This window comes from Nonomuraea sp. K271 (assembly GCF_009908215.1).
GTDB classification, from domain to species: domain Bacteria; phylum Actinomycetota; class Actinomycetes; order Streptosporangiales; family Streptosporangiaceae; genus Nonomuraea; species Nonomuraea longispora.
Genome location: NZ_JAAAHR010000144.1, coordinates 1 through 25,829 on the forward strand (window position 1 = coordinate 1; position 25,829 = coordinate 25,829).

Annotated in this window: 28 protein-coding genes and 1 pseudogene; 13 read left to right on the plus strand and 16 right to left on the minus strand. The window is 69.5% G+C overall.

The features are described 5' to 3' along the window. Positions 1-175: 175 nt before the first annotated feature. Positions 176-3,004 (minus strand): hybrid sensor histidine kinase/response regulator, encoded by a 2,829-nt coding sequence (locus GUY59_RS35360; protein WP_138205201.1) that lies wholly within the window; start codon positions 3,002-3,004, stop codon positions 176-178. Positions 3,005-3,162: 158 nt separating this feature from the next. Between GUY59_RS35360 and GUY59_RS35365 the strand changes: the two genes are divergently transcribed. The 7 genes from GUY59_RS35365 to GUY59_RS35395 all read left to right on the plus strand — a co-directional run bounded on the left by GUY59_RS35365 (position 3,163) and on the right by GUY59_RS35395 (position 9,287). Continuing rightward, on the plus strand, positions 3,163-3,849 hold the full coding sequence (locus GUY59_RS35365; protein ID WP_132638016.1) for a response regulator: 687 nt from the start codon (positions 3,163-3,165) through the stop codon (positions 3,847-3,849). Then, complete coding sequence (locus tag GUY59_RS35370; protein ID WP_246064420.1) at positions 3,846-4,667, plus strand: glutamate ABC transporter substrate-binding protein; 822 nt, start codon at positions 3,846-3,848, stop codon at positions 4,665-4,667. Before GUY59_RS35365 ends, GUY59_RS35370 begins: the two co-directional genes overlap by 4 nt. An 88-nt stretch (positions 4,668-4,755) precedes the next feature. Further along, positions 4,756-5,499: an amino acid ABC transporter ATP-binding protein gene (locus GUY59_RS35375; RefSeq protein ID WP_138205199.1), complete on the plus strand. Its 744-nt coding sequence runs from the start codon at positions 4,756-4,758 to the stop codon at positions 5,497-5,499. Between the two features lie 8 nt (positions 5,500-5,507). Then, entirely contained in the window at positions 5,508-6,335 is an 828-nt protein-coding gene (locus GUY59_RS35380; protein WP_138205197.1) for a glutamate ABC transporter substrate-binding protein, read from the plus strand. A 4-nt stretch (positions 6,336-6,339) separates the two neighbouring features. Beyond that, positions 6,340-7,008: an amino acid ABC transporter permease gene (locus GUY59_RS35385; RefSeq protein WP_132338583.1), complete on the plus strand. Its 669-nt coding sequence runs from the start codon at positions 6,340-6,342 to the stop codon at positions 7,006-7,008. Beyond that, on the plus strand, positions 7,005-7,829 hold the full coding sequence (locus GUY59_RS35390; protein ID WP_138205195.1) for an amino acid ABC transporter permease: 825 nt from the start codon (positions 7,005-7,007) through the stop codon (positions 7,827-7,829). The genes GUY59_RS35385 and GUY59_RS35390 overlap by 4 nt, the downstream gene beginning before the upstream one ends. 63 nt (positions 7,830-7,892) lie before the next feature. Next, entirely contained in the window at positions 7,893-9,287 is a 1,395-nt protein-coding gene (locus tag GUY59_RS35395) for an amidase (protein WP_138205193.1), read from the plus strand. 19 nt (positions 9,288-9,306) lie between these two features. Here the strand turns inward: GUY59_RS35395 and GUY59_RS35400 are convergent, their stop codons facing one another. After that, positions 9,307-9,900, minus strand: a complete 594-nt coding sequence (locus GUY59_RS35400) for a TetR/AcrR family transcriptional regulator (RefSeq protein WP_138205191.1) — start codon at positions 9,898-9,900, stop codon at positions 9,307-9,309. Positions 9,901-10,048: 148 nt separating this feature from the next. Here GUY59_RS35400 and GUY59_RS35405 point away from each other — a divergent pair, with 148 nt between their 5' ends. Then, positions 10,049-11,116 carry an aldo/keto reductase gene (locus GUY59_RS35405; protein WP_138205189.1) on the plus strand — a complete coding sequence of 356 codons (1,068 nt, stop codon included), beginning with the start codon at positions 10,049-10,051 and terminating at the stop codon, positions 11,114-11,116. Between the two features lie 107 nt (positions 11,117-11,223). Here GUY59_RS35405 and GUY59_RS35410 read toward each other — a convergent pair whose 3' ends face one another. Further along, positions 11,224-12,378, minus strand: a complete 1,155-nt coding sequence (locus tag GUY59_RS35410) for an epoxide hydrolase family protein (protein WP_201761725.1) — start codon at positions 12,376-12,378, stop codon at positions 11,224-11,226. 54 nt (positions 12,379-12,432) lie between these two features. On the opposite strand from GUY59_RS35410, the gene GUY59_RS35415 reads away from it, so the two are divergent. After that, the gene (locus GUY59_RS35415) at positions 12,433-13,395 is read left to right on the plus strand and encodes a helix-turn-helix transcriptional regulator (protein ID WP_138205185.1); all 963 of its coding nucleotides are present in this window, start codon (positions 12,433-12,435) and stop codon (positions 13,393-13,395) included. A gap of 35 nt (positions 13,396-13,430) precedes the next feature. Here GUY59_RS35415 and GUY59_RS35420 read toward each other — a convergent pair whose 3' ends face one another. Then, positions 13,431-14,189: an SDR family NAD(P)-dependent oxidoreductase gene (locus tag GUY59_RS35420; protein ID WP_138205183.1), complete on the minus strand. Its 759-nt coding sequence runs from the start codon at positions 14,187-14,189 to the stop codon at positions 13,431-13,433. Positions 14,190-14,439: 250 nt separating this feature from the next. Between GUY59_RS35420 and GUY59_RS35425 the strand changes: the two genes are divergently transcribed. Beyond that, a complete protein-coding gene (locus GUY59_RS35425) occupies positions 14,440-15,345 on the plus strand; it encodes an AraC family transcriptional regulator (RefSeq protein WP_138205181.1) in 906 nt (301 codons plus the stop codon). A gap of 83 nt (positions 15,346-15,428) precedes the next feature. Here the strand turns inward: GUY59_RS35425 and GUY59_RS35430 are convergent, their stop codons facing one another. Continuing rightward, entirely contained in the window at positions 15,429-16,193 is a 765-nt protein-coding gene (locus tag GUY59_RS35430) for a class I SAM-dependent methyltransferase (RefSeq protein ID WP_138205179.1), read from the minus strand. 113 nt (positions 16,194-16,306) lie between these two features. On the opposite strand from GUY59_RS35430, the gene GUY59_RS35435 reads away from it, so the two are divergent. After that, positions 16,307-16,567, plus strand: coding sequence for a serine hydrolase (locus GUY59_RS35435; RefSeq protein WP_138205177.1), 261 nt, complete (start codon positions 16,307-16,309; stop codon positions 16,565-16,567). A 159-nt stretch (positions 16,568-16,726) separates the two neighbouring features. On the opposite strand, the gene GUY59_RS35440 is transcribed toward GUY59_RS35435, so the two are convergent. Together GUY59_RS35440 and GUY59_RS35445 are read right to left on the minus strand one after the other, a co-directional pair. Beyond that, the gene (locus GUY59_RS35440) at positions 16,727-17,668 is read right to left on the minus strand and encodes an erythromycin esterase family protein (RefSeq protein ID WP_138205175.1); all 942 of its coding nucleotides are present in this window, start codon (positions 17,666-17,668) and stop codon (positions 16,727-16,729) included. Between the two features lie 64 nt (positions 17,669-17,732). Next, positions 17,733-18,323: an NADPH-dependent FMN reductase gene (locus tag GUY59_RS35445; RefSeq protein WP_138205173.1), complete on the minus strand. Its 591-nt coding sequence runs from the start codon at positions 18,321-18,323 to the stop codon at positions 17,733-17,735. 100 nt (positions 18,324-18,423) lie between these two features. On the opposite strand from GUY59_RS35445, the gene soxR reads away from it, so the two are divergent. Further along, a complete protein-coding gene (soxR, locus tag GUY59_RS35450; RefSeq protein WP_138205171.1) occupies positions 18,424-18,879 on the plus strand; it encodes a redox-sensitive transcriptional activator SoxR in 456 nt (151 codons plus the stop codon). 398 nt (positions 18,880-19,277) lie between these two features. Here the strand turns inward: soxR and GUY59_RS35455 are convergent, their stop codons facing one another. Next, entirely contained in the window at positions 19,278-19,850 is a 573-nt protein-coding gene (locus GUY59_RS35455) for a winged helix-turn-helix domain-containing protein (protein ID WP_138205169.1), read from the minus strand. 316 nt (positions 19,851-20,166) lie between these two features. Continuing rightward, positions 20,167-20,418, minus strand: coding sequence for a hypothetical protein (locus GUY59_RS35460; protein WP_138205167.1), 252 nt, complete (start codon positions 20,416-20,418; stop codon positions 20,167-20,169). A gap of 4 nt (positions 20,419-20,422) precedes the next feature. Here GUY59_RS35460 and GUY59_RS35465 point away from each other — a divergent pair, with 4 nt between their 5' ends. After that, on the plus strand, positions 20,423-20,539 hold the full coding sequence (locus tag GUY59_RS35465) for an AbgT family transporter (protein WP_252375123.1): 117 nt from the start codon (positions 20,423-20,425) through the stop codon (positions 20,537-20,539). Between the two features lie 28 nt (positions 20,540-20,567). Here GUY59_RS35465 and GUY59_RS35470 read toward each other — a convergent pair whose 3' ends face one another. The 7 genes and pseudogenes from GUY59_RS35470 to GUY59_RS35495 form a co-directional block, all read right to left on the minus strand. Then, positions 20,568-21,305 (minus strand): aminoglycoside phosphotransferase family protein, encoded by a 738-nt coding sequence (locus tag GUY59_RS35470; RefSeq protein WP_138205163.1) that lies wholly within the window; start codon positions 21,303-21,305, stop codon positions 20,568-20,570. Between the two features lie 82 nt (positions 21,306-21,387). Further along, a complete protein-coding gene (locus GUY59_RS35475; protein ID WP_138205161.1) occupies positions 21,388-22,530 on the minus strand; it encodes an NADAR family protein in 1,143 nt (380 codons plus the stop codon). A gap of 73 nt (positions 22,531-22,603) precedes the next feature. Beyond that, positions 22,604-22,942, minus strand: a complete 339-nt coding sequence (locus GUY59_RS49270) for a hypothetical protein (RefSeq protein ID WP_236667807.1) — start codon at positions 22,940-22,942, stop codon at positions 22,604-22,606. A gap of 93 nt (positions 22,943-23,035) precedes the next feature. Continuing rightward, positions 23,036-23,482: pseudogene (locus tag GUY59_RS51520) on the minus strand (TniQ family protein); the annotation flags it as partial. 328 nt (positions 23,483-23,810) lie between these two features. Beyond that, a complete protein-coding gene (locus GUY59_RS35485) occupies positions 23,811-24,554 on the minus strand; it encodes a hypothetical protein (RefSeq protein ID WP_138205157.1) in 744 nt (247 codons plus the stop codon). 41 nt (positions 24,555-24,595) lie between these two features. Then, entirely contained in the window at positions 24,596-24,973 is a 378-nt protein-coding gene (locus GUY59_RS35490) for a hypothetical protein (RefSeq protein ID WP_138205155.1), read from the minus strand. Between the two features lie 31 nt (positions 24,974-25,004). Next, positions 25,005-25,829: DUF6461 domain-containing protein (locus tag GUY59_RS35495; protein ID WP_236667808.1), on the minus strand; the 825-nt coding region annotated here is incomplete at its 5' end.

Sequence of the window (25,829 nt, forward strand, 5' to 3'; positions counted from 1 at the left end):
CCCAGTGGCCGAAGGGGTGGGGGAGTTCGTGGGGCCGGCGGTAGGTGCCGGGCTCGGCTCACTGGACGGATCCGCCATCGACCCCTCCTTCACCAGTAGGCGATCACGCAAGGACAGAGAGACATGAACGGCGACGAAACTCGCACCACTTTATTCCCAGAAATATAGCGCTATTTCACGTATATAGGGCGTTCATCCAGGAGGGAGGTTCCGCCAGCTGACCACCCAGCTCATCGATCGCCTCCCTCTCGATCTCTCCCGTACGGCCCGCGTCCTCGACCCGCTGGCACAACGCCGCCTCGCGGGCGGCGCCGACGGTCGCGCAGGCGCTCTTCAGCCGGTGGGCGACCGCGGCCACCTCCGCCGCGTCGTCGTCCTCCGCCGCCCGCCGCAGTTCCTCGAACGTCCGCGTCGCGGTGGCGCGGTACGCCTGGGCCACGTCGGCGACCGCCTCCGGCGACAACCCCGCCAGCTCCGACGGCAGACTCGAGTACGCCGCCCACTCAGGGATCCTCGCCAGCACCCTGGGCCAGTCGACCGGCTTGGCCAGGTGGTCGTCCATGCCCGCCTCCAGGCACCGGATGCGGTCGTCCGGCATCGCGGCCGCGGTCATCGCGATGATCGGGGTGTGCACCTCCTCCCGGACGCGGATCTCCGCGGTCGCGGCCAGCCCGTCGAGCACGGGCAGCTGGCAGTCCATGAACACGAGGTCGTAGCCGCCGGCCAGCACGGCGCGTACGGCCTGCTCGCCGTCGTCCACGGTCTCGACCTCGTGCCCGGCCTGCTCCAGGACGAGCATCGCCACCTGGCGGCTCACCTCGTCGTCCTCGGCCACCAGGATGCGCGTCCCGCCGTCCTGCCTCTCGGTCTGCGTGCCCTCCCCCGGTTCGCCGGGCGCGTCGGTGGTGCCGAGGGCGTTCTCCACGGCGGCGAGCAGGCGGCGGCGGCTGAGCGGCCGGGTGATCGACTGAACGGCGCGCTCCCCCGAGGCGCCCGGCCAGGCGAACCCGGAGCGGCCCGGCGTCACGACCACGACGACGCTGGTGGCCTGGAGCAGCGGGTCGGTGAGGATGACGTGCGCGAGCGATTCCGACTCGCCGAGGTCCAGCGCGACGACCGCCAGCTCGTACGGCCGCCCGCTCGCTGCGGCGGCCCGCAGCAGCGTCAGCGCGGACGTGTCGTCCTTGGTCTCCTCGACGGCGAGCCCCGCCTCCGCCAGGGACCGCCCGGCCAGGGTGCGGTCCTGGGGGCGCGGGTCGACGACGAGCGCCCGCCGCCCCTCCAGCTCCTCGGGCTCGGGCTCCGACCAGGTGAGGACGTCCACCGGCAGAGTCGCCCAGAACCGGCTGCCCACGCCCTCCACGCTGTCCAGCCCGATCCGGCCGCCCATGAGCTCGATGAGCTGCCGGCTGATGGCCAGGCCCAGGCCGCTGCCGCCGGTCCTGCGGGTGATCGGGGAGTCGACCTGGCGGAAGACGCCGAAGACCCGGTCACGGTCGTCGGGGCCGACACCGATCCCGGTGTCGGCGACCGCGAAGCGCAGCACCGCCCGTTCGTCTCCCGGGCTGCCCTCGTCGAGGGTGACGTGCAGGTCGACGCCGCCCTGGACGGTGAATTTGAGCGCGTTGCCGACCAGGTTCGTGAGCACCTGGCGCAGGCGCGCGGGGTCGCCCGCCACCTGCCGCGGCACGCCCTCGTCGAGCCGGAGGGTGAGCCAGAGCCCCTGCTCGTAGGCGTGCGGGGCGAAGGGCGCGACCACCTCGTCGCAGAGCCGCGGCAGGTCGAACGGCACCGCCTCCACCTGCAGGTGGCCCGCCTCGATCCTGGACAGGTCGAGGAAGTCGTCGAGCAGGCGCAGCACGTTGCGGGCCGCGCCCTGGGCCGTGGCGGTGTAGTGGCGCTGTTCGTCGTCCAGCCGGGTACCCATGAGCAGGGAGTTCATGCCGAGCACGCCGTTGATCGGGGTGCGGATCTCGTGGCTGATCTTGGCCAGGAACTCGGACTTCGCGCTGGAGGCGTTGACCGCGTCGTCCCTGGCGGCGGCCAGCTCGGCCGCGTACCTGGCCAGCGTGGCCTGTGCCCGGCGGCGGCCGTGCTCGCTGCGGATCTGCAGGCCGAGCCCGATGAGGATGAGCAGCGCCAGCAGGGCCGCGACGGTGAGCACGTTGGATCTGAGCTGTTCGGCGGAGGCCAGCGCGGCGGCTGCCGGAACCTCGGCCGTGACCGTCCAGCCGATGGCGGGGATGGGTTCCGATGCCGAGAGCACGGTGCCGTCGATCCCGCGGAACGTGCCGTTCCAGGTGCGTCCGGCGAGCGCCGCGTCCACCCGCGGGTCCTCGCGCAGGGAGGTGAGGGCGTAGAGCTTCCTGCCGGGGTCGGCGACGAGCACGCCGGCCTGGTCGGTGATCAGCAGCCTGATGCCCTGCGCGTTGGCGGCCTGCTCGGCGAACTTCTGGATGGCGTCCAGGCTGTAGACGACGGTGAGGATGCCGAGCATGCGCTCGCCGTCGGCGCTGGGGATGGGCGCGGCCACGGCGACGGCTCTGGACACGCCGACCATCGTGGGGGTGTACGCCTGCGAGACGTGGGCGTGCCGCCGGTCGCGCACGGCGCGGTACCAGTCGGTGTTGCCGATGTCCTGGGGCAGGCCGCTCGGCGGCTCGGCGCCCAGCATGTCGCCGTCGGGCGTGATCAGGATGATGCCGCTGACACCGTCGCGCTGCCGTTCGAGCTGGTCGAGGTAGCCGCGCATGGACTTCGTGGTGACCTGCCCGACCGCCTCGCGCACCTGGGGGCGTTGCGCGAACGCGGTGACGAGTTGTTTGAGCGAGTCCATCTGCTGCTCCACCACGACCCGGCTCACCGAGGCGGTGGTCCTGACCCGGTCGGTGACCTCGTCCCGCACCGCCTGCTCCGACAGGGAGATGCTGGAGGAGGTGAGCAGCGCCAGGGGCAGCAGACCTAGTAACGTCCATAGGGCCGTGACCGCGAGCAGCCATCTCACCGGCGTCCGTCCCTTCCCGCTGTCGTTCGCGTACAGACTAGGAGGAAACGGGCGTGGGTGGCGGATCATGATGAGCAGAACAAGCAAAAGTCGATCTTTTGTGATAAAAGCCCCCTAAGCTGCTAGAACCCCCTATCGGCTGGACGAGGAGCGTGGCGATGCCTGAGGCCAGGGACATCACCGTTCTCATCGTGGACGACGATCCGGTCGTCACCGCGGCACTGCACGCGCAGGTGAACCGGGTCCTGGGGTTCAGGGTGGTGGGCATCGCCCACAGCGGGCACGCGGCGCTCGCCGCCGCCGCCCGCTTCGCGCCCCGGCTGGTCCTGCTCGACCTGCACCTGCCCGACCTGCCTGGCCTGGAGGTGGCGCACCGGCTGCGCCGGCCCGACCAGCCGCCCGCCGACGTCATCGTGATCTCCGGCCGCAAGGAGTCGGCGACGGTCCGCGCGGCCATCCAGCGGGGCGCCCTGTACTACCTGGTCAAGCCGACGCGAGCGGGCACGCTCGAACAGACGCTGCTGCGGTACGCGGCGACGGTCGCGCAGCTCGAGTCCGGCGGCCGCTTTGCCGAGCAGCAGGAGATCGACCGCATCTTCCGCTCGCTCCACCTCGACCAGGGAGCCCGGCCCAAGAGCATCTCCGCCGCCACCGAGCAGGCGGTGCTCGACGCGCTGGCCGGCGTCGACGAGGACGCCTCCGCACACGAGCTCGGCGAGCTGATCGGCGTCAGCCGGGCCACCGCCCGCCGCTACCTGGAGCACCTGGCCGAGCGCGGCCTGGTCGAGGGGCGGCCGAGATATGGCCCCACCGGGCGCCCGCAGCACCGGTACCGCGTAAGGTGACCGCGCTCAGGGGGCTGCTCGCCACGCTGTTATGCCTGCTGGCCGTGGGCTGCGGCGAGGCGAGCCCGTTCCCCGAGGGCTCCATCATGGACCGCATCAGGGATCGCGGCGTCCTCACCGTGGGCATCAAGTTCGACCAGCCGCTGTTCGGCTACAAGGACCCGGCCAGCGGGCGGATCACCGGCTTCGACGCGGAGATGGCCCGCCTGGTGGCCAAGGACCTCACCGGCAGCGAGCGCAACATCCGCTTCGTGGAGACCGTCTCACGCGAACGGGAGAACTTCCTCAAGCAGGAGGTCGTGGACCTCGTCATCGCGACGTACTCGATCACGTCGGCCCGCGCCGAGCAGGTCAGCTTCACCGACCCGTACTACTACGCCGGGCAGGACATGCTCGTCAGGTCTGGCGACTCCACCATCCGCGACGTGTCGGACCTCAACGGCAAACGGGTCTGCACGGCCAAGGGCTCCACGTCCGTCGAGCGGCTGCGCTCCCTCCTGCCCGGCGCCGACCTGGAGATCGTCGACGTCTACAGCGTGTGCGTGCCGGCGCTCATCTCCGGGCGCATCGACGCGGTCAGCACCGACGACACCATTTTGCACGGGCTGATGGCCCAGCATCCCGACACCCTGCGGCTCGTGGGCAAGCCGTTCGGGCGTGAGCCGTACGGGATGGGGGTGCGCAAGGAGGACACCGTCTTCCGCGACCACCTCAACGGGCTGATCGCGAGCTGGTTGCGTGACGGGCAGTGGGACCGCGCCTTCATGTCCACCATCGGCGTCTCCGGCGCCACCTCGGAATCGTCGAAACCCCGCTAATCGCTGAGCAGAACGCTCACAAGCCTTTTCGCAGAACACGCGGCTCCTACGGTTACGCCAACGCTGACCGACACGAGGAGCGTGACGCATGACCCAGGCGGACCTGATCGTCCTGGACCAGGTCAACAAGCGCTACGGCGAGCACCATGTGCTCAGGGACGTGAACCTGACCGTCCGGCAGGGCGAGGTCGTAGTGATCATCGGCCCGTCCGGAGCGGGCAAATCGACCCTGTGCCGCGCGATCAACCGGCTGGAGACCATCGACTCCGGCGCGATCAGCGTGGACGGGACCCCGCTGCCCGCCGAGGGGCGGCAGCTCGCCCGGCTCCGCGCCGAAGTGGGCATGGTCTTCCAGTCCTTCAACCTGTTCGCGCACAAGACCGTGCTGGACAACGTCGTCCTCGCGCAGGTCCACGTGCTCAGGCGGCCCAGGGACGAGGCCGTGCGCAAGGCCCGCGAACTGCTCGACCGGGTGGGCATCGGCAGCCAGGCGGCCAAGTTCCCCGCCCAGCTCTCCGGCGGGCAGCAGCAGCGGGTGGCCATCGCCAGGGCACTGGCCATGGACCCGAAGGTGATCCTCTTCGACGAGCCCACATCCGCGCTCGACCCCGAGATGGTCAACGAGGTGCTCGAGGTGATGACGGCACTGGCCCGCGAGGGCATGACCATGGTCGTCGTCACCCACGAGATGGGCTTCGCCAGGCGCGCGGCCGACCGCGTGGTGTTCATGGCCGACGGCGAGATCGTCGAGCAGGACACCCCTGACGGCTTCTTCGGCGCCCCGAGCAGCGAGCGCGCCCAGTCCTTCCTCGCCAAGATCCTCACCCACTAAGGAGTGTCATGTTCGGCAGGTCCCTCTATGCCGTTTTCGCCGTCGTCACGCTGGCCACCGCCTGCGGCGGCGGCCAGGAGAGCTACGCCTCCGTCGTGGACAAGGCCAAGAACGCCAAGAAGCTGGTCGTCGGCGTGAAGGCGGACCAGCCCGGGCTCGGGCTGCGCACCCCCAACGGCGACTTCTCCGGTTTCGACATCGAGGTCGCCAAGTACGTCGCCAAGCAGCTCGGGGTCGAGGAGAAGGACATCACCTGGAAGGAGACCGTCTCCGCCAACCGGGAGGCGTTCATCGAGCAGGGCCAGGTGGACATGGTGGTGGCCACGTATTCCATCACCGACGCCAGGAAGCAGAAGGTCTCCTTCGCCGGGCCGTACTTCGTGGCCGGGCAGGACCTGCTGGTACGGGCCGCCGACGCGGCACTGAACGGGCCCGAGGCGCTCAACGGCAAGAAACTCTGCTCCGTCGCCGGCTCCACCCCGGCGCAGAAGGTCAAGACGGAGTACGCCAAGGAGGTGCAGCTGCAGGAGGAGCGGACGTACTCGGCGTGCGTTGACCGCGTTCTCGGCGGCCAACTCGACGCCATCACCACCGACGACGTCATCCTCGCCGGCTACGCCGCCCAGCACGCCGGCAAGCTGAAGGTGGTCGGCAAGCCGTTCAGCACCGAGAAGTACGGCATCGGGCTGAAGAAGGACGACACGGCGGGGCGCAAGGCGGTCAACGACGCGCTGGAGAAGATGTTCTCCGACGGAAGCTGGACGAAGGCGCTGCAGGCCAGCGTCGGCTCCTCGGGCTTCACCCTGCCGGAGACCCCGAAGCTGGAGCGGTACTGATCCCATGGACGCGTTGCTGATCGAGAGCGACACCGTCTTCGCCGCGTTCTGGATGACGGTACGGCTGACGGCCGTCAGCGCGCTCGGCTCGCTCGTGCTGGGCGTGCTGCTGACGGCCATGCGGGTGGCGCCGCTGGCCTCCCTGCGCGGCGCCGCCGGCGTGTACGTGTCCGTGGCCAGGAACACCCCGCTCACCCTGGTGCTGCTCTTCACCGGGCTCGGCGTCGGCGCGAACCTCGGGGTGGAGCTGTCCGACGACATCGCGACCAACAACTTCTGGCTCGCCGTCATCGGGCTGACCGCCTACACCTCGGCCTTCGTCTGCGAGGCGCTGCGCTCGGGCCTCAACACGGTGCCGGTCGGCCAGGCCGAGGCCGCCAGGTCGCTGGGGCTCGGCTTCGTCAAGACGCTCGCGCTCATCACGCTGCCGCAGGCGTTCCGCTCCGTGGTGGCGCCGCTGGGCAGCATCATGATCGCGCTGACCAAGAACACGACGATCGCGCTGGTGGTGGGCGTGAGCGAGGCGTCCGTTCGCATGCGCGAGATGATCGAGACGTACGGGGACCAGGTGATCGAGATCTTCTTCGGCTTCGCCGCCGGATTCGTGCTGCTGTGCCTGCCCATGGGGCTGGCGTTCGGCTGGCTGTCGCGGCGGATGGCGGTGGCGCGATGACGTACGCGAACCTCTACGAGCCCCCCGGGCCGCGCGGGATCCGGCGCAACCGGGCGCTGGCCGCGGGCGTGGCGCTCGTGCTGCTGGCGGTGGCGTACTTCGTCTTCGTGCGCTTCGACGAGAAGGACCAGTGGGCGGCCGACAAGTGGACGCCGCTGCTGCGCGGCGACGTGTGGGCCACGTTCATCCTGCCCGGCCTGGCCGGGACGCTGACCGCGGCCGTGACCGGGGTGGTGCTGGCCGGGCTGTTCGGGATCGTGTTCGCCACCGCGAGGATGTCCGACCACCGCTGGATCCGGATGCCGGCGGCCGCCGTGGTGGAGTTCTTCAGGTCCGTCCCGCTGCTGCTGCTCATCTTCTTCGCCTTCTTCGGGTCGTTCGCCCTGCTCGGCACGAACATCTCCGCCTTCAGCGCCGTCGTCTTCGGGCTCACCCTCTACAACGGGTCGGTGATCGCGGAGATCATCCGGGCCGGGGTGCAGAGCCTGCCCCGGGGCCAGCGGGAGGCGGCGTACGCGATGGGCATGCGCAAGGGGCAGGTGATGCGGCTCGTGTTGCTGCCGCAGGCGCTGAAGGCCATGATGCCGGCCCTGGTCAGCCAGTTCGTGGTGCTGCTGAAGGACTCGGCGCTCGGGCTGATCGTCGGCTATGACGAGCTGGTGGACCGCGGGCTGAACGGGATCGCGGCCAACTTCTCCAACGTCATCCCGGCGGCGATCCTCATCGCGGCCATCTTCATCCTCATCAACCTCAGCCTGGACCGGCTCGCCCACCGGCTGAGCGCCGGCCGCCGTCGTGTGACCGCCCCGAACCCCGCGTGAATGTCGCCTCGCCGCCCGGACCGCGCCCGCAGGGTCCTGGCGGGATGTCGTACAAATGAGGGCATGCCGACACCCACAGGGCACTTCAGGACCGGACCGTTCGCCGGGCGCACCGTGGCCGCGCTCGGGCAGGACCTGCGCGCGGGGCGCGCCACCGCGACCGAGCTGGCCGGGCAGGCGCTCGACGCCGTGGCCGGCCTCGACGCCGCGCTCAACGCCTTCGTCACCGTCGACGCCGGCGGGGCGCTGGCCGCGGCCCGGCGGGCCGACGACGAGCTCGCCGGGGGGACCGACCGGGGCCCGCTGCACGGCATCCCGGTCGGCGTGAAGGACCTCATCATGGTCGCCGGCCTGCCCGCGACCATGGGGTCACGGCACTTCGCCGGGCATGTCCCCGACCGTGACGCGGCCTGTGTGACACTGCTGCGCGAGGCCGGCGCCGTCATCGTCGGCAAGACCACGACCCACGAGTTCGCCTACGGTCCCACGGGCGACCGCTCGGCCACCGGGCCCTCGCGCAACCCCTGGGATCCCGCGCGCATGTCGGGTGGCTCCAGTGGCGGCAGCGCGGCCGCGGTGGCGGCCGGCATGGTGCCGCTGGCGCTCGGCACCGACACCGGTGGTTCCGTCCGCATCCCGTCAGCGTTGTGCGGGATCGCCGGGTTCAAGCCCGCGTACGACGCCATTCCCGCCGACGGCGTCTTCCCCCTGTCGCGCACGTTCGACCACGTCGGCGTGCTCGCCGGGGACGCCCGCGACTGCCTGCTCGCCTACCGCTGCCTGGCCGCGCGGGACGCCGGTGAGCCGCCGGGCACTCCTGTCCCGCGGCACGTCCAGGGGCCCGTCCTCCCGTCCGGACGGGAGGACGGCGGGCAGGCACGGGTGGCGTGGCTCGACCCGGGCGGGCTGTTCGCAGGAGACGCGCGGGTCGTACGGGCGGCGCGGGCGGCGTCGGGGACGGAGGAGGAGGTCAAGCTCGCCGCGGACCTCGGCCGGGAGCTGCGGGACACGTACACGGTGATCCAGAGTTGCGAGGCGGTCGCCGAGCACGCCGAGAGGCTCGCCGGAGCGCCCGACCTGTTCGACCCCGAGCTGCGCGACCGCCTGCGGGCCGCCGCCGAGGTGCCCGGCTGGCGGTACGTACGCGCCATGGCCGCCCGCGAGCGGCTCGCCAGGGCCGCCGGAGAGTTGTTCGGCCGCCACGACGTGCTCGCGCTTCCGGCCGTGCCGATCACCGCGCCGCTGATCGACCAGCGCGAGACCGAGCTGGACGGTGAGAGGATCGCCGTCAGGGCCGCCCTGCTGGCGTACACCAGCCCGTGGAACGTGCTCGGCCTGCCCGCGCTGACCGTGCCTGCCGGCACGGTGGACGGCCTGCCGGTCGGGCTCCAGCTCGTCGGCCGTCCTGGGCGCGAGGCGCTGTTGTTCGAGGTGGCCGCCCGCCTCCCGCTCCCCTGATCGCGCGGGCGCACCGGGATCACGGCCCGTGGCGGCGCCCCCGGTCCGCGCGGGTGAGACCGTCCATCAGCAGGTCGAGCAGCCGTTCGGCCTGGGGCCGCTGCTGGGCGGACCCGGTCACGAGGGTGGCGCCCGCCAAAGCCATGAGGATGTCGGCCGACGGCACGTCGTCCCGGATCACCCCCTGGTCGATCCCGGCGCGCCGGAACTCGTCGACCGCGCCGGTCAGTTGCTCACGCGTCAGCGAGCTCAGCTGCCGGTCACTCCGCAGGAGGGTCCTGAGGGTCTCGGCCATGCCGTGCTTGGTGGCGAGATAGTCCAGCACCTCGGACATCCACGCCCGCAGGGCCCGGTCGGCGGGCAGCCCGCCGAGGAGGTCCTGGGCCCGGGAGGCGAGCCGGGCGGTCTCGTAGCGGTAGGTGGCATCGACGAGCTGCTCGCGGGTCGGGAAGCGCCGGTAGAGGGTGGCGATGCCGACGCCAGCGTCCTTGGCGATCTGTTTCAGGGTCGCGCCGGCGCCGTCCCGTGCGAAGGCCGCGGCCGCCGCGGCGAGCAGCTTGTCCTCGTTGGCCCGTGCGTCGGCTCGGATCGGCCGCCCGGACGGTTCAGGCATACGTCTTCTCCCGGCTTGCTATATGGAGTCGGCTCCGCTTAGCATGGCGGCCAAGCGGACCCGGCTCCGGTTATTGCCGGACCGTAGCAGAGGCCTGCCCGCCGTTCCACACCACCCCCTCTCCCTCACGGAAAGGCCGTCCACGGTCATGCGATACCGCCCGCTCGGCAGCACGGGAGTCCACGTCAGTTCGCTGTGCCTCGGCGCGATGATGTTCGGCGAGTGGGGAAACCCCGACCATGCCGCATCGATCGGCATCATCCGCACGGCGCTCGACGCCGGCGTCAACATCATCGACACGGCCGACGTCTATTCCGGCGGCGAGTCCGAGGTCATCGTCGGGAAGGCGATCGCCGGACGCCGCGACGACGTCATCGTGGCGACCAAGATGTCGAGCCCCATGGGTCCGGGCCCCAACGAGCGCGGCACCTCCCGGCGCTGGATCGTCCGGGCCTGCGAGGAGAGCCTGCGCCGCCTCGGCACCGACCACATCGACCTCTACCAGGTGCACCGGCCCGACCCCGCCACCGACCTCGACGAGACGCTCGGCGCGCTGTCGGATCTCGTCCGCGCCGGCAAGATCCGCTACGCGGGGTCCTCGACGTTCGCCCCGTCGGCCATCGTGCAGGCGCAGTGGGTCGCCGAACGCCGGCAGCGCGAACGCTTCGTCTGCGAGCAGCCGCCCTACTCCCTGCTGTCCAGGGGCGTCGAGGCCGATGTGCTGCCCACCTGCGAGGCGTACCGGATGGGGGTGCTGGCCTGGAGCCCCCTCGCCGGCGGCTGGCTGTCCGGCCGCTGGCGCCGCGACGCACCCGGCCTGTCCAGCCACCGAACGCGGACGATGCCCTTCCCCCAGACGCTCTCCCACTACGACCTGACCGTGCCGGGCAACCAGGCCAAGCTCGACGCCGCCACCGAACTCGCCCGCGTCGCCGACGAAGCGGGCCTGACACTGATCGAGCTGGCGCTGGCGTTCGTCGCCACGCACCCCGCGGTGACCGCCACGATCATCGGCCCACGCACCGACGAGCACCTGCACTCCCAGCTGGGCGCCGCGGACATCGTGCTGGAACCCGCCGTGCTGGACCGCATCGACCGCATCGTGGCGCCCGGCACCGACCTCAACCCCGACGACGCCGGCTACCAGGCGGCCGTCCTGTCCGACCCGGCACGCCGCCGCCGGACGGCGGTCACCGCGCGGGCGGGCGAAGCGTGAGCGCGCCGTCTTCCGTGTCGGGCTCGGCCACCGTGCCCAGCGCGACGGGCGCCGGCCCTCCATCCTGGTCCGCCAGGGGATCAGCCGGCTCCGCGACGCGGCGCCCGTCAGCGGACCTTGCGGAAGAACGCCCGGACGTCGTCTACCAGCAGGTCGGGGGCCTCCATGGCGGCGAAGTGACCGCCCCGGCCGAACTCCGACCAGTGGATCACATTGTGCTCGCGCTCGGCGACACGCCGGATCCCGCCGTCTCCGGGGAAGACCGCGACCCCGTGCGGGACCTCCGAGCGCTCGGCCGGCACGCCCCACTGGGCAGAGCCCTCCTTGTAGAGCCGGGCGGACGAGGCGGCGGTGCGGGTCAGCCAGTAGATCGTCACGTCGGTGAGCAGCTGGTCAAGGTCCACCGCGTCCTCGGGCATGTCGTGCGCGGGGTCGGTCCACTCCTTGAACTTCTCCACGATCCAGGCCAGCTGGGCGGCGGGCGAATCGTGCAGGCCGAAGGCGACGGTCTGCGGCCGGGTGGCCTGGATGATCGCGTAACCGGAGCGGTCGTCGTCGGTGTAGCTCTGCATGCGGGCCTGCTCGGTCTCGGTGAGGCCCTCCATCTCGGACGGCTCGAAGGACGGGAAGCCCAGCGCGCCGTTGACATGCACGCCGACCACCCGGTCGGGAGCGACGCGGCCGAGCTCCGGGGAGATGACCGAGCCGCTGTCGCCGCCCTGGGCGCCGTAGCGCTGGTAGCCGAGGCGGCTCATCAGCTCCGCCCAGGCGCGTGCGACCCGGCGCAGGTCCCAGCCGGTCTCGCGGGTGGGCCCGGAGAAACCGAAGCCGGGGATGGACGGGACGACGACGTGGAAGGCATCGGTGGGCTCGCCGCCGTGGGCGCGGGGGTCGCTGAGCGGGCCGATGACCTTCGTGAACTCGACGATCGAGCCGGGCCAACCGTGGGTGAGGACCAGCGGCAGCGCGTCCGGCTCCGGGGAGCGCACGTGCAGGAAGTGAATGTTCTGGTTGTCGATCTCGGTGGTGAACTGCGGGTGTTCGTTGAGCGCCGCCTCGTGCTTTCGCCAGTCGTATCCGCTGCGCCAGTATTCGGCCAGCCGCCGCACGTACGAGACCGGGATTCCGTACGACCAGCCGACACCGTCCAGCTCGTCGGGCCAGCGGGTGCGCGCCAGCCGGTCATGCAGGTCGTCGAGCGCCGACTGCGGGACGTCGATGCGGAACGGGCTGATCTCCGTGGTGAACGTCATGGGGAACATGCTAGAAACGGGCTAGGACAGTATCGGTCCTAGGAATGGGGCAGTCTGGAGCACATGGTGGCAACATCGGCCCGGTTGCTCAGGCTTCTCTCGCTCCTGCAAACGCATGGGGAGTGGTCGGGCGCGGAACTGGCAGAGCGGCTCGGCGTGACCGCGCGGACCGTCCGCCGCGACGTCGGGCGGTTACGCGGACTCGGCTATCCGGTGCACGCCACCGCGGGCACGCCCGGCTACCGCCTTGGCGCAGGCGCTGACCTGCCACCTCTCCTGTTGGACAACGACGAGGCGGTGGCGGTCGCGGTGGGGCTGCGGACCGCGGCCGGCGGCTCGGTGTCGGGGATCGAGGAGACCTCCGTGCGGGCGCTGGCCAAGCTCGAGCGGGTGCTGCCGTCCCGGCTCCGGCATCGCGTGCACGCGCTGCAGTCGATGACCGTGCCGATGGGACGGGCGGGTTCGGCGGTGGACGCGGCATCCCTGACCGCGATCGCCGCCGCCTGCCGCGACCACGAAACCCTGCGGTTCGACTACCGGACGCGTGAGGGGCAGGCGAGCGCCCGCGCCACCGAGCCCTACCGGCTCGTCCATTCGGGGCGGCACTGGTACCTGCTCGGCTGGGACACCAGCCGCGTCGGCTGGCGTACCTACCGGGTCGACCGCCTAAGCCTGCGGACGCCGAACGGACCCCGGTTCGTCCCCCGGGACCCGCCCGAGCCCGATGTGGTGGCCTACATGTCCCGGTCGATCTCCAGCGCGCCATATCGCTACCAGGGGCGTTTCACGATGCACGCTCCGGCGGAGGTCGTCGCCGCGCACATGCCGCCCACGACGGGGACGATCGAGCCTGTCGACGCACGGACCTGCACGTTGTCCAGCGGCGCGAACGACCTCGACGAACTCGCCGTCTGGGTCGCTCTGATGGACATCGACTTCGAGGTCCACGAGCCGCCCGAGCTCATCGACCGCATCCGCGCCCTCTCCACCCGCCTCGCCACCGCTGTCCTACGTCACCCACCATGACAGCGGCCCGCTCGGCCGGCCGGGGACGTGCTCGTCTAGAGGTTGAAGCCGCCCGAGATCTCGATGTTCTGGGCGGTGACCCAGCGGCTCTCGTCGGAGACCAGTGTGGCGATCACCGCACCGATGTCGTCGGGTTCGCCGACCCTGCCGAGCGCGGTCCTCGCCGCGAGGCCCTCGACGACCTCGGGGAAGCGGGTGAAGGCGTCGCCGCCGAGCCGGGTGCGGGTCGGACCGGGCGAGACGGCGTTGACGCGGATGCCTCTCGTACTGAACTCCTTGGCCATGTACCGGGTCAGCACGACAAGCCCACCCTTCATCGACGCGTAGGCCGAGTAACCGGGCTCAAGGCCCGCCGTCGCCACCGAACTGCTGCTCGTGTTGACGATGGCCCCGCCGTCCGCCATCAGGGGCAGCAGCCGCTGCGTGAGGAAGTACGGCCCCTTGAGCAGGACCCGCATGAGCCTGTCGAACGTCTCCTCGCTCGTGTCCTCGATCAGCGACGCCTCGGCGTAACCCGCGTTGTTCACCAGGTAGTCGAAGGTGTCGCGCTGCCAGGTGTCGCGCAGCACGTCGGCCACCGCATCCCGGAAGGCGGCGAAGCCGGCGACATCGCCGAGGCCCAGCGGCAGCGCGACGGCCCTGCCGCCGTCCTTCTCGATGGCGGCGGCCGTGTCCAGCCCTGCTCGCTCGTTGGCGCCGTAGGTCAGGATGACTCCGGTTCCGCGCTCGGCGATCTCGATGGCGGCGCTCTGTCCGATGCCGGAGCTGGCGCCCGTGACGACGGCGACCTTCATGGTGTGTTCCTCCTGCGTGCGTGTCCGCGTATGAGCAAGGCGCGCTCTACGCCGGGGTCCGGGAACAGGACTCGGGCAGGCCGGCCGGTACGCGTACGGCGGGTTATGACGCCGAGACCTGCGATGGTGGAATGAGGTGATTCCATTCAACCGGCGCGACCTGCGGAGACGTTAGAACGATCCTCGCCCGTACGTGCACATTCCTCTCGCGCGGGGGAACCGAGGCCCGGGATCGTGCTGCAATGGCCGCATGCGGCTCGAAGAACTCCGTGATCTGCTGGCCCGCCATGCCCGGCCCGACTGGGCCACCGAGATCGACGGTGTCCTCGTCTCGAAGATCGACCGTTCGGGCCCGCCGACGCTCTCGATGTCCGGCACGGTGCTGGCCGTCATCGCCCAGGGCGCCAAGCGCCTCGCGCTGGGCGACCGGATCTACGAGTACGGCGCCGGCCAGTACCTGGTAGCGTCGGTCGACCTGCCGGTCACCGGGCAGTTCCTGCAGGCGGACCCCGAGCGGCCGGCGCTGGGCTTCGGGCTCACCCTGGAACCGTCCGCCGTCGCCGAGTTGCTCCTGGCGGCCGGACCTGGAGACCTTCCCCCCTCCAGTGGCGGCACGTCGTCGGGGATCGCCGTCAGCGACGCTCCGGCCGAGTTGCTCGACGCGGTGGTGCGGCTGCTGCGCCTGCTCGACGAGCGCCGCGACCGGGCCGTGCTGGCCCCGCTCATCAAACGCGAGATCCTGTGGCGCGTGATCAGCGGCGAGCAGGGGGCGACGGTACGCCAGCTCGGCCTCACCGACAGCAGTCTCAGCCACGTCTCCCGGGCGGTGCGCTGGATCCGCGAGCACTACGCGCAACCCTTCAGGGTTGAGGACGTCGCGAGGCTGTCCGGCATGAGCGTCTCCGCCTTCTACCGCAACTTCCATGCGGTGACCGCGATGAGCCCCATCCAGTTCCAGAAGCAGATCCGGCTGCAGGAGGCCCGGCTGCTGCTCGCCACCCACCCGAACGACGTCATGGGAGTCTGCCACCGGGTCGGCTACGGCAACCCGTCGCAGTTCAGCCGCGAATACCGCCGCCAGTTCGGCATGCCGCCCAGCCAGGACGCCGCCCGACTGCGTCACACGGCGCGTACCCCTGCGGCTGTCCTCCCCTGAGCCGTCCCCATCGCGTCACCGGCATCCGCGCCCTCAGGCCGCCGGTGAGAACCGCCCGCTGGAGGCTCGTTCATGAGGCGCTGTCAGCCGGCTTCCAGAACGAAGAACAGGAAGCACGCGAACCTCGTGCCGGTGATCTCGCGCAACTCCTCGGGAAACAGTTCGCGGGCTTCCGGCACGAACGGCGGTTCGCTGATGACGCTGATGCCGAAGCCCGCCGCGGTGAAGGCCTCGGTCATCGCGTGCAGCGGCCGGTCCCAGAACCTCATCTGGACGGTCTGCCCACCCTTGGTCCATTCGTCGGTCCGGGTACGGGTCTCGAAATACCTGGGCTTTTCCCCGGCCATCTGCTGAAAGAGAACGACGCTGAAAGGATGGTCGACCGAGACGAGGAGCCGGCCGCCAGGCTTCAGCACGCGTCGCAGCTCGGCCAGTGTCGGTCCCCAGTCCTCCAGGTAGTGCAGCACCAGGGACGCGATGACATCGTCGAACGCGTCGTCGGGGAAGGGCAGCGGGCCGGCCAGGTCGGCGACCCGCAGGTCCGCGTCGCCACCCAGCCGCCGCCGGGCCTGCTCCAGCATCCCGGCGCTCGCGTCGATGCCGGTGACGAGGGCGCCTCGATCACGCAGCTCGGCGAACAGCGGGCCCGAGCCGCAACCGACGTCGAGGATGCGCCGGCCGTTCACATCTCCGGCGAGCTGCAGCATCGCGGGCCGCTCGTAGTACGCGTTCAGAAGACTGGTCTCGTTCTCGGCCGTGTATCCCTCGGCCATCCTGTCGTAGTCGTTGTATCGGGGCGGATGTGCAGTCTCAACGTGATCTTCGGGCATGGTGGGCATGCGGGCCATTGTGGCCCAGTGGTTTCGACGGCACAGCCATATGGCCCGTTTGCCGTGACCGAGCGCGGCGTTGCTCGTCCTGCAGGGGCCGGCCGGACACCGAGTCGACCCTGGCGCGGTGGATGCCTGAGCTGCCCGCGTGGGCGGCCTCCGTGCGCGTGCGCCACCTGATGCACCACACGAGTGGCCTGCCCGACGTCGCGCTCGACACCGACCAGGACCGCACGGCCCGCCTGGCCAACGCCCTGATCGAAGAACTCACCGCCGAAAGACGGCTCTGCTGGTGGTCGCCCATGGATGCGCCGATGAGCCCTCACTGGCGGAGAGACATCAAGATGATCTCCGGCCCTTCCGCGATCCCACCCGTCCCGAGGCCGCCCTGAGCGACCTGGCGAAGCTCAGCTCGGCTCTATCCGCTCCCAGGGGTCGTGACGGACCGTCGATTGCGTCATCGAAGGTGGCAGTAGCCAGCCGAAGATCGACTGCCGGGAGAACATCTCAGCCCTTGAAGGAGGCGCGCGAGGGCCTGATGTCCCGGCGGATCAGGGGCTGATGAGGCGGACGGGTGTCACCTGCCGGTGGTGGGCGACGATGTCCATCCAGTCGGCGAGCGAACCGCCGGATAGGTGGTGGGCGGCGTCGTTGCCCGGGTCGTAGACGGGGCCGATCAGCCGGGTTCTGGCCGGAGTGTCGAGCCAGGCGCGAACCGGGGCCGGGCTCTGCGCGTGCAGGTCCAGGAAGAAGGAATCCAGGCCGGCATCGCCCAGAGGTGCCTCGGCGAAGTCGGGCGGCGGGGCGGGGACATGGTAGGGCAGCGACCCGTGGTGGAAGGTCAGTCCGATGCACAGGTAACCGCTGCCGAAGCGTTCGCGTAGGTAGCTGCCCGCGTTGCGGTGCGTGAGCGATGGAGAGACCGTCCGGGTGGCGCCGTTGACCATGTGTGCGAGGCCGCCCCAGTAGACGATCTTGTCTCCGGTGTGTTCGTGCCACCGGATTGTGTCCTCGGCCAGGCGTTGTTCGATGGCGTCGCCGACCATCTCCGGCAGATTGCCGAGTTGTAGGGGGGCTCGGCCGGAAACGCCGGCGAAGCGGACCGGGTCGTCCGGGTGCCGTTCGTTGTGGCCGCGCATCCATCGGATGACCTCGACAATCTCCTCGGTCTGCCAGAAGGACCGGGCGTCGGCCAGGAGCGCCTGCGGGTGGCCCCGGCCGGTGCGGACGTACTCGTCGAGGTTCAGGCGTGCGGCGCTGTCGCCTTCCAGGGCGATCGAGCGGAACCCCATCTCCTCGACCAGGAATCTCAGCATGCGATGGGCGATGGCCGACAGTTCGTGGGCCTGGCGGGCCGATGAGGCGAGGGCGACGACCGTGGCATCACGCGTCAGGTCGCGCAGGGCGGCCAGATCGGCCGGCGGGTCGTGGGGGGCAAGGGTGGTGAGAGGATGGGCATGCTGCCTGATCCACTGACGTACTGTCTCCGTCATTGCTTTCTCCGTTGGGTTTTGCTCTTCGCAGGCTGGTGGGCAGGCTGCGTTTCGTGCGTGAGGGTCAGGCGGCGTAAGGGCGGGTGGTCCTGCCAGCACGCAATGTCCGGGCCCACCAGGTGAGCCGGTCAAGCATGATGGTGGCTGCGCGCGTGCAGCCCTCCGGGTTGGCCGGGTCGCCCTTGTCATCGAACTGGCCGGCGCCGTGAAAGCTGACGGTGTCCCGGATTCCCACCGCGTGTAGTTCGGCGAAGACCAGACGCAGGTGTTCCACCGCCCGCAGTCCGCCGGAGAGGCCACCGTAGGAGACGAAGCCAACTGGTTTGGCCTGCCACTGCTGGTGATGCCAATCGATGACGTTCTTCAGCGAAGCGGGGAAGCTGTGGTTGTACTCCGGCGTCACGACGACGAACACGTCGGCGGCGTCCAACCGCGGTGTCAGGCTCTCAAGAGCCTGTGTCGCCTCAGGGGACGGCGCCGACCCGAAAGCCGGCAGCGCCATGGGGAGCGGGACCTCCGCCAGGTCGACGACATCGACGTCGAACTCGCCGTGTCGGCGGGCCTGGCGAGCGAACCAGTTCGCGACAGTCGGGCCGGATCGGCCCGACCGGATGCTGCCGACGATGACAACGAGCCTGATCGGCTTCTCGGACATGACAGGGCTCCTCGGGGTTGCTGGAGAGTGCGGCGCTCGTCGCGCCGTGTGAACAGGCTCGTGGTTAAACAAAGGTTTAAGTCAAGCTAGGGTGAGCGATATGTCGGTTTCAGGCGAGGTTGCCCAGGAGTTGACCATCGGGGAGTTGTCCGGGCGTAGCGGCGTCTCTGCCTCTGCGCTGCGCTTCTACGAGCGCCAGGGACTCATTGCCAGCCATCGCACCGACGGGAACCAGCGCCGCTATCATCGCAGCACTCTGCGCCGGGTGGCGTTCATCCGCGCCTCGCAGAGCGTTGGCATGCCGCTGTCGGTGATCGGAGAGGTGCTGGGCTTCCTGCCGGAGGGGGAGCCCGCCACCCGGGAGTTCTGGATGAAGGCGTCGGTGTGCTGGAGCAGGGAGGTCAACGCTCGCATCGAGAAGATGGAGCGGATGCGCGACCGGTTCACCGACTGTATCGGCTGCGGGTGTCTGTCCTTCGAGCAGTGCGCGCTGGTCAACCCCGCGGACACGCTCGCGGAACACGGTCCGGGCCCCCACCGCCTGCTGGAACCCTGAGTGGTGGTTGACTTCCTGGCGTCACTGTCCGGCCGACCTGGGCACTGTCAGTTCGACGGGTGTCGAAACATCGGCGCTTGCGTCATCGACGTTGACAGTATTCGGCCGAAGATCGTTAATCTCAGCCTCGCGGAGCAACGTGCCGACCCTCAGGTGCCCCAGACTGGGCATGCCCTAGCATCTCGACGTCAATGGCTGGCTGGCGACCTTAGGACTATCAGGAAGGTTCGAGGTGATCGGCGAGGCGGCGGAGGGTGACCGCGAACCGGCCTCGGAGGCGCGGAAGAACACGCTGGCGCGAGCGCGGCGGGATCATGCGTAATCCTGCGGCCTCGGCTCGCTGTTCAGCGAGGTAGGCGCGGCCCCACTCCTCATGCATGTAACACACGGAAGGCTCCTCAGGGTTCTTCGGGGAACGCGTGGTAGAAGACGAAGATCGGGCGAGTGTCCGGCGGAGCCGCGCTCGATTCGACGCGCGACTTGGTCAGCTCGCGCCACGGCTTCAACACGGCATTGAGCTGGTCGGCGAGCTGCGCGAGCTCATCCTTGGTGAGCCGTAGGTGGTGGCTGCCTCCGAAGGCCGCGTTCTGCCAGCCTTCGGGAAGCGTCACGCGAGTGCGTTCGAAGTCGCGCAGCCGCTCGAACTGGTCGATCACCCACTGTGAAGTCCACGCCTGCAACGCGGCTCTGGCTTCTGGGTCTTCGAAGTCCCTCACCGCCAAGGCCCACCCGTTCAAATCTGCCCGCACCCAGCGTTCCCGGCTGTCCCGGGCGAGCTCCGGCACGTCCTCGATCAACCCATGTTTCTGCAATTGCCGCAGGTGATAGCTCACCTGACCGGGATCGGCATCCATCCGCCTGGCGAGCTCACTCACCGTGACCGGGCCAATCCGGAACAGGAGGCTGAAGAGCTTCATCCGAAAGCGGCTGGCCATGACCTTGAGTACGTCCACGTCATCGATCTGTCGCATGGTCACGACGGTAAGACCAGCAGGTGAGAAGGCTCAAGAGGTCTACTGGATCTTGAAACCGCGCGGTGGTGGCGTGCGGAGCTGAAGATCAACTCTTATGCCCGTACTCGCTTCAGGGATGCCCGGACGGCTGCGGTGGTTTGCCAAGGGCGAATGCCTTCGCCGGCCAAGAGCAGCGCGGCCTCGGGCAGGTCCAGGTCCTCGACGGTCTTGGGCGGGTGCAGGTGGTGGGGCTGGCCTGGTTCCCAGAGCTGGAGTGGTTTGAGCGGGCCGACGTCAAGCTCGTTGATGTGGAGGTGCCCGAGCATGCGGTCGGTCAGAGCGACGTCGTCGCGCTGTTCACAGAATTCGTGCCAAAGGTGCCGGCCCAGGGGTCGTAACGGCGTTGGTGCATGAAGTAGCGCAACCCGTCCAGGAGCGTGCCGCCCAGGCAGATCTCATCAACGATGAGCATTCCGGCGGCGGTCAGCAGAGGTCCTGGCTGGTAGAAGGTCAGCTCGCGGCAGCGCTCGCGGGCGGAGTGTCCCGCCGCGTCGCAGAAGTACGAGCCCGACCTCAAACTCGGCACGTTGGTGTCCCGGCTCCTGCCGTTCGTGCCCGCGTTCGGCCTGGTGTGGGCCGGCGTGCTGGCCATCTTCTACTTCGCCGGCCTGCCGGTGGGCCCGGGCGCACCGATCCACCTCCCCTGATCGGCCACCCGCCGCCGGGCGTGCGGCCTCACATCCGGGCTTTCAGCACGTCGACCTCGCAGCCGGGTGCGGCAGGGTCGAAGCCGTGCTCGAACAGCCAGCGGATCGCCAGCAGGCTTCGCAACGACCACCACGCGCGGATCACGTCGACGTCGACGGGGGCGCCGTAGCCGGCGATGACGTCGCCCAGGCGCTCCTCGTGCCCGAGGGTCAGGACGGCGAGGTCGTACAGGGCGTCCCCCGGGGCCGCCTCGGTCCAGTCGATCACGCCGGTGATCTCGTCACCGTCGACGAACACGTGGGAGATCTGCAGGTCACCGTGCGCGAACACCGGGGTCCGCGGCCGGAGCGCGGCCTCGGCGATCTCACGGTTGCGCGTGACCAGGTCGGCGGGAAGGACACCGTTCGTGACGAGCAACTCGCATTCGCCGTCGAGGCGCGAGGCGATCTCGTCGAGGCTCCGGCCGGGCCACGGCGGCAGTGGCGCGTCGTGCAACGTCCGTGCGGCGGCGCCCGCCGCACGCCACGCCGCACGAGACGCGGTCGACGGCTCGCCGAGACGGCCGAGCGCCGTCCCCCGGAGCGCGGCGAGCGCGAGCACGGGCGGCCTGCGCCACAGGACATCCGGAGTCGGGATCGGCGCCCTGGCCATCGCCTCGACCTCGACGTCGCTACGCCGCTGATCGGAGTCGATCTTCAAGAACACGTCGCCGACGCGCAGGGTCGCGCACTGGCGATGGGCGACGATGACCTCGACCTCATCCATGCCGGTCATTCTCACGGAATCATCACCACGTCGCCACGGGTTGATTCGCGCTACCGGGCTTCCGCACTGCTGAGGGGAGAGGTCAGAGCCGCAAGCCGATCCGCCCGGCCACGAGCTCGGCACGAACCAGTTCGAGAAGCCGGCCCATCCAGTTGCGCCCGGCAGAGTCGCGGATGTCCCAGAACTGCGAACTGGCGGAGCCGTAATGGAGACGCCCGTCACCCGTGGCCAGGAGCACCTCGCCCAGGTCCGGATGCTGGACGAACTTCGCGCGCAGCAGATCGGCCATGACCGCGAGACGCACGTCCGCCCAACGCGGCCGCCGCTCGGCCGCGACCGCGATGTCACGCGCCGCCTGGGCGCTCGGTGCTGTACGGATGCGCTCACGCAGAGATTCGTCGTCGGTGGACAGGGCCCAGTAGGCATGCTCCACCGTTGGAAAGAAAGCCCCGGCAACCTGGATCACGGCCGGGAACTCGTTCCGCAGCCCGTGCGAGCGCGGATACGTGGGACGGCCGTAGTTGAGGTGCACGGTCGGCGATCGCGCCTCGGCGGGCCCGTCGGCTTCCCGCTGCGCCTCTGCGGCCGGATGCGGCGGCCGCCAGTCCGCGAAGTACCGGAACGCCCCGCGCCGGCCTTCCTCGGTGACGACGCCGTCCTCGTCCAACGCCTCGCTGCCGTCCTCGAACTCGAAGAACACGTAATCGTCCCAGGTCTCGCCCGCTTCCGAGATGAGCAGGCGCAGCGGGATGTCGCGGGCGTCCATGTCGCCGAGCGCGTAGATCCGGTGATGCGCCGGGATCGCCAGGTAGGCATCGCGCAGCGCGATCCGGTCGCTCTCCGAGCGCGAGTCGACGTAGCGCAGCGCCGCCGTGACGCACCGGTCCGTGGAATCCGGACGCCCGTTCAGACGGTCGATCGCATCGACGACCTCCCCGAGCAGTTCCTCGGCCGTGGTCCAGGTGACGACCTCGCCGAACCGCCAGCGTGCCAGCTCATGCGCGCTCGCCCAGGCGCCCTCCTCGAGAGTCGTCGCCACCCAACCGGCATCGAGCTTCGCGCGGAGCCCGTCGAGGTCGCCCCACTCCCAGAAGAAGATCGCACCGTCCGCGAAGACCTTCAGATCGGTCAGGTAGTAGTCGCCGCCGTTCCGAATGAAGATCGGACGGAAGTATCCGTCGATCCGCTCCCCATCGACGATGCGATAGGTCCGATTCCCCATCATCCGAGCCAGCGTAGGCCCTGCGCCGAACAGGGATCAACGTCCGATTCCCGTCACCACCAGGAATCCACCACGGTCAGAGGCTACTTGGCCAGGCGCCTGCTGGATCCAGGCAGGCCTCGCGCAGCGCGTCGGACAGGTTGACCTTGGCGTGGTCGACCAGGATCGTCTCCGGCCAGATCACCGGCCGGGCCGCGGCCAGCTCCAGCCGCTCCTCCAGGTCGACTTCGCGGGTGATGGGCAGGCGCAGCATCCGGTAGGCCAGCGCCTGCTTCCAGCCGGGCCGCATCGGTTCCGGGGTGACCGCGTCGTTGAGCAGCACCACCACGTCGACCGCGCGGGTGTCGCCGACCGTCATCCGCCAGGCCAGCAGCGCCCCGCCGAGAAGCGCGCCGCACCGCAACGGAGCCGGCATCCTTGAGCGAGACAGGCGTGCGGGCTGGCCGGCGGGACCTCGTCGCACGGCCACACGGCATCTCGGAAAGAGATCCACCAGCAGCGTCCGACGCGCGGGACAAACCGCGGCCCGGCCCAGCTTCCACCAGGCCAGCCACACTCCGCCCGAAGCCGCGAGGCAGGTTGGGCATACCCGGCTGCCGAAGAACTGCACCCACTCACGGCCCTCGGCCCGGCGCACTGACTCCTCGTCGCCCACGCGGACCCCTGCCAGACCCAGGACCGAACCGTCGAACACCTCCAGATGCATCCCACGCACTGTCTCGGAACCCACCCCTGTGGCGGCCTCGACAGCTCTGCGCGTCTCCGGTCTCGTGACGACGCCGTACGCCAGTGAACGGACGTCACCTGCCGCGCGTACATCCAGCCCTACCGCCCCGGCCATCGCCCACGGAGGACATCCGTTCCGCAGGGCCATCCGATCCACCCACGACGCGAACGACTCGCCGTACGCCGGTGCCACCACCAACGCCAGCCGCCGGGGCCGAACCGCCGCCATCCCGCGCCGAACCTCCTGTTGTACACGCGCTTACTGACATCCCCGATGGCCTGCTGCCAAGTTCTCTACATCTCCCGTGCCGCTCTGACATCTGCAAGCGCGCCAGACAACAACGCTCATGTCTGGCGTCACTGAACATGACAGCGGGGCCTGCGGCTGACCTGGGCGCTGTCATTTCGACGAGTGTCGAAATACCGGCACTCGCGTCATCGAAGTTGACAGTACCCGGCCGAAGATCAAATGCCATGAGCGTGGGTGGGCTGAGGCAATAGCTCCAGGAGCCCCGAAATGTGGCCAAGGGTTGCCGTGGAGTCTTCGAGAGGGTTCTCTATCTTTTCTCCTCACTGCGGGCGGCAGCGCAGAGGAGTTCGGACTCGGCAGGCGCGTCGAGCCATCGACTCAGCGCGGTCGCGGCCTCGGTGATGTCGTCGGTGCCCATCCGCCAGCGCAGCGCGGTTCCTCCGTGCTGCCGGAAGGCGGTGCAGTTGGTCTCTCGGTCATCAATGAGCAGCGCGTCATGGAAAGTCATCCCGTGCCGACTCAGCCAAGGCCGGAAGAATGCGATGGGGTCTTCGCTCTTGAAAGCGGCGACGTCACTGGAGGAGATGATGTCGTCGCAGACGAAGGCCCACTGGGCCAGCGTTGCTGCCGAACGGTGGCCTGCCGGGCGCCGGGTCTTGCGTACCCGCCTGAAAGTGTCGGCGAAGCAGTCCATGTTGTCGGTGGCCATGACGATCGAGGCACTCGCCTTGACCTCGCGGAGCAGCTTGAACAGCGGAACGTTGACCCTCATCCGTGCGCAGTCGGTCAGAAGGCGGCGGTGGAGGAAGTCGTCGCGGAACCGGCGGTCCAGCTTGATGCCCAGGCCGGCGACGACCTGATCGGAGGAGAGTTGGCCCTTCATCCAGGCGTGGGCTCCCTCACCGGTGAAGATCGACGCAAGCTTCTCCACGAGTTGTGAGTGAAGCGGATGCCGGGCGTTGTCTCGGATGGACGCCCAGAAGGGGTCGCAGGAAAGCACGCCGTGCCAATCGACGAATACCACCTTGTCTGGGAACGGCGCTTGCTTCATTGCCTTGTCCTCCTCGCGTTGGAGAGCATGTTGCAGGGGCCTCAGCGAGGCTGAACGCCGTGCGCTTGCAGCCGAGAGATGATGTGCTCTCGGAGTTCGCGTTCTTGGGCGGCGGCTTCGTGGCGTCCGGTCCGATCTGCGGCCGCGGCCCAGCGTTCGAGGACGTCGATCGTGAGAAGCCATTGAGCGATCGTGAGTTTGGGTTTCACGATCTCGTCCGGCGGCGGCCACGAACCGGAGCCTGGAACACCGGGCGTCCAATGAGCGACCTGATCCCAACCGGCCCTGCGAATGCTGCGCGCGAGATCGGCCCGCTGGCGGTTGCCGTTCACTGTCTCGACGCTGGCGTCATTGTCCATGGATGCGTCGATGAGCCCCCACTGGCGCAGAGGCATCGCGATGATCAGGCCGACGCTCATGTCGGCATGGTGCCGAGATCACGAAGGGAGGTCAAGATGATCGGTAAGCTCCGGGAATGGCGGCGCCGAGAATGGGGCGACGCAGGTGTTCTAGGGTGATCACGACGCCGGTGATCCGGCTGGCGATTGCCAGGGCAGCCGGGATGGCGTTGTCGACGCGGTCCTCGGCGGCTGGCTCAATACCCAGCTCACGAAGGTAGCGATTGAGCCGATCAGGATCCACGCCACGCCGCTCGACAGGGAAGGTGGGGTCGATGTCGGTGAGGTATTGCCCGTCGACTGCGTAGGCAAGGCAGTGCCGGGCGGCGTAGTCATGGCGCATCACCGCCACTGCCTGTCCGCCGTCGCGGGATAGAGGGCAGAGGGTCTCCATGTTCGAGGCTCGCCAACCGCAGTCCTCGATGGCGATCGTCCAGTCCTCGATGCGCCTCACGGTGATGATCTCCGGCCCCTCCGGCTGGGAGTAGTCCTCGTCCGTGATGAGCCGGATGTCCTCGTCCGCCGCTCCGATCCGGCGAAGCACCTCGTGCTCATCGAGCCCGCGGACGAAGACGATGGTGTAGATGTCGCCGAGCCCGCCGCCTTTCTCCCACCCGTAGTCTTCCGGCGACGCGCCGGGAGTTCTCGCGGTGGCGCGGACCATCTCGACCTTCTCTGCCTGCTCGTAAGCCTTGGGATGCGCGGCGAAGAAGGCGTCAACGATGTCCGAGGCAAGCCGACCACGCTCACTGAATCGCCCCGGCTTCGGTGGAGACTTGATCTCTTGAGAGGATCGAGTCCATGCCAGGTAAGTCTCCCTACCCCGCCGAGCTGCGCCGTCGAGCGGTGCGGATGGTCGCCGAAGTGCGGCCTGATT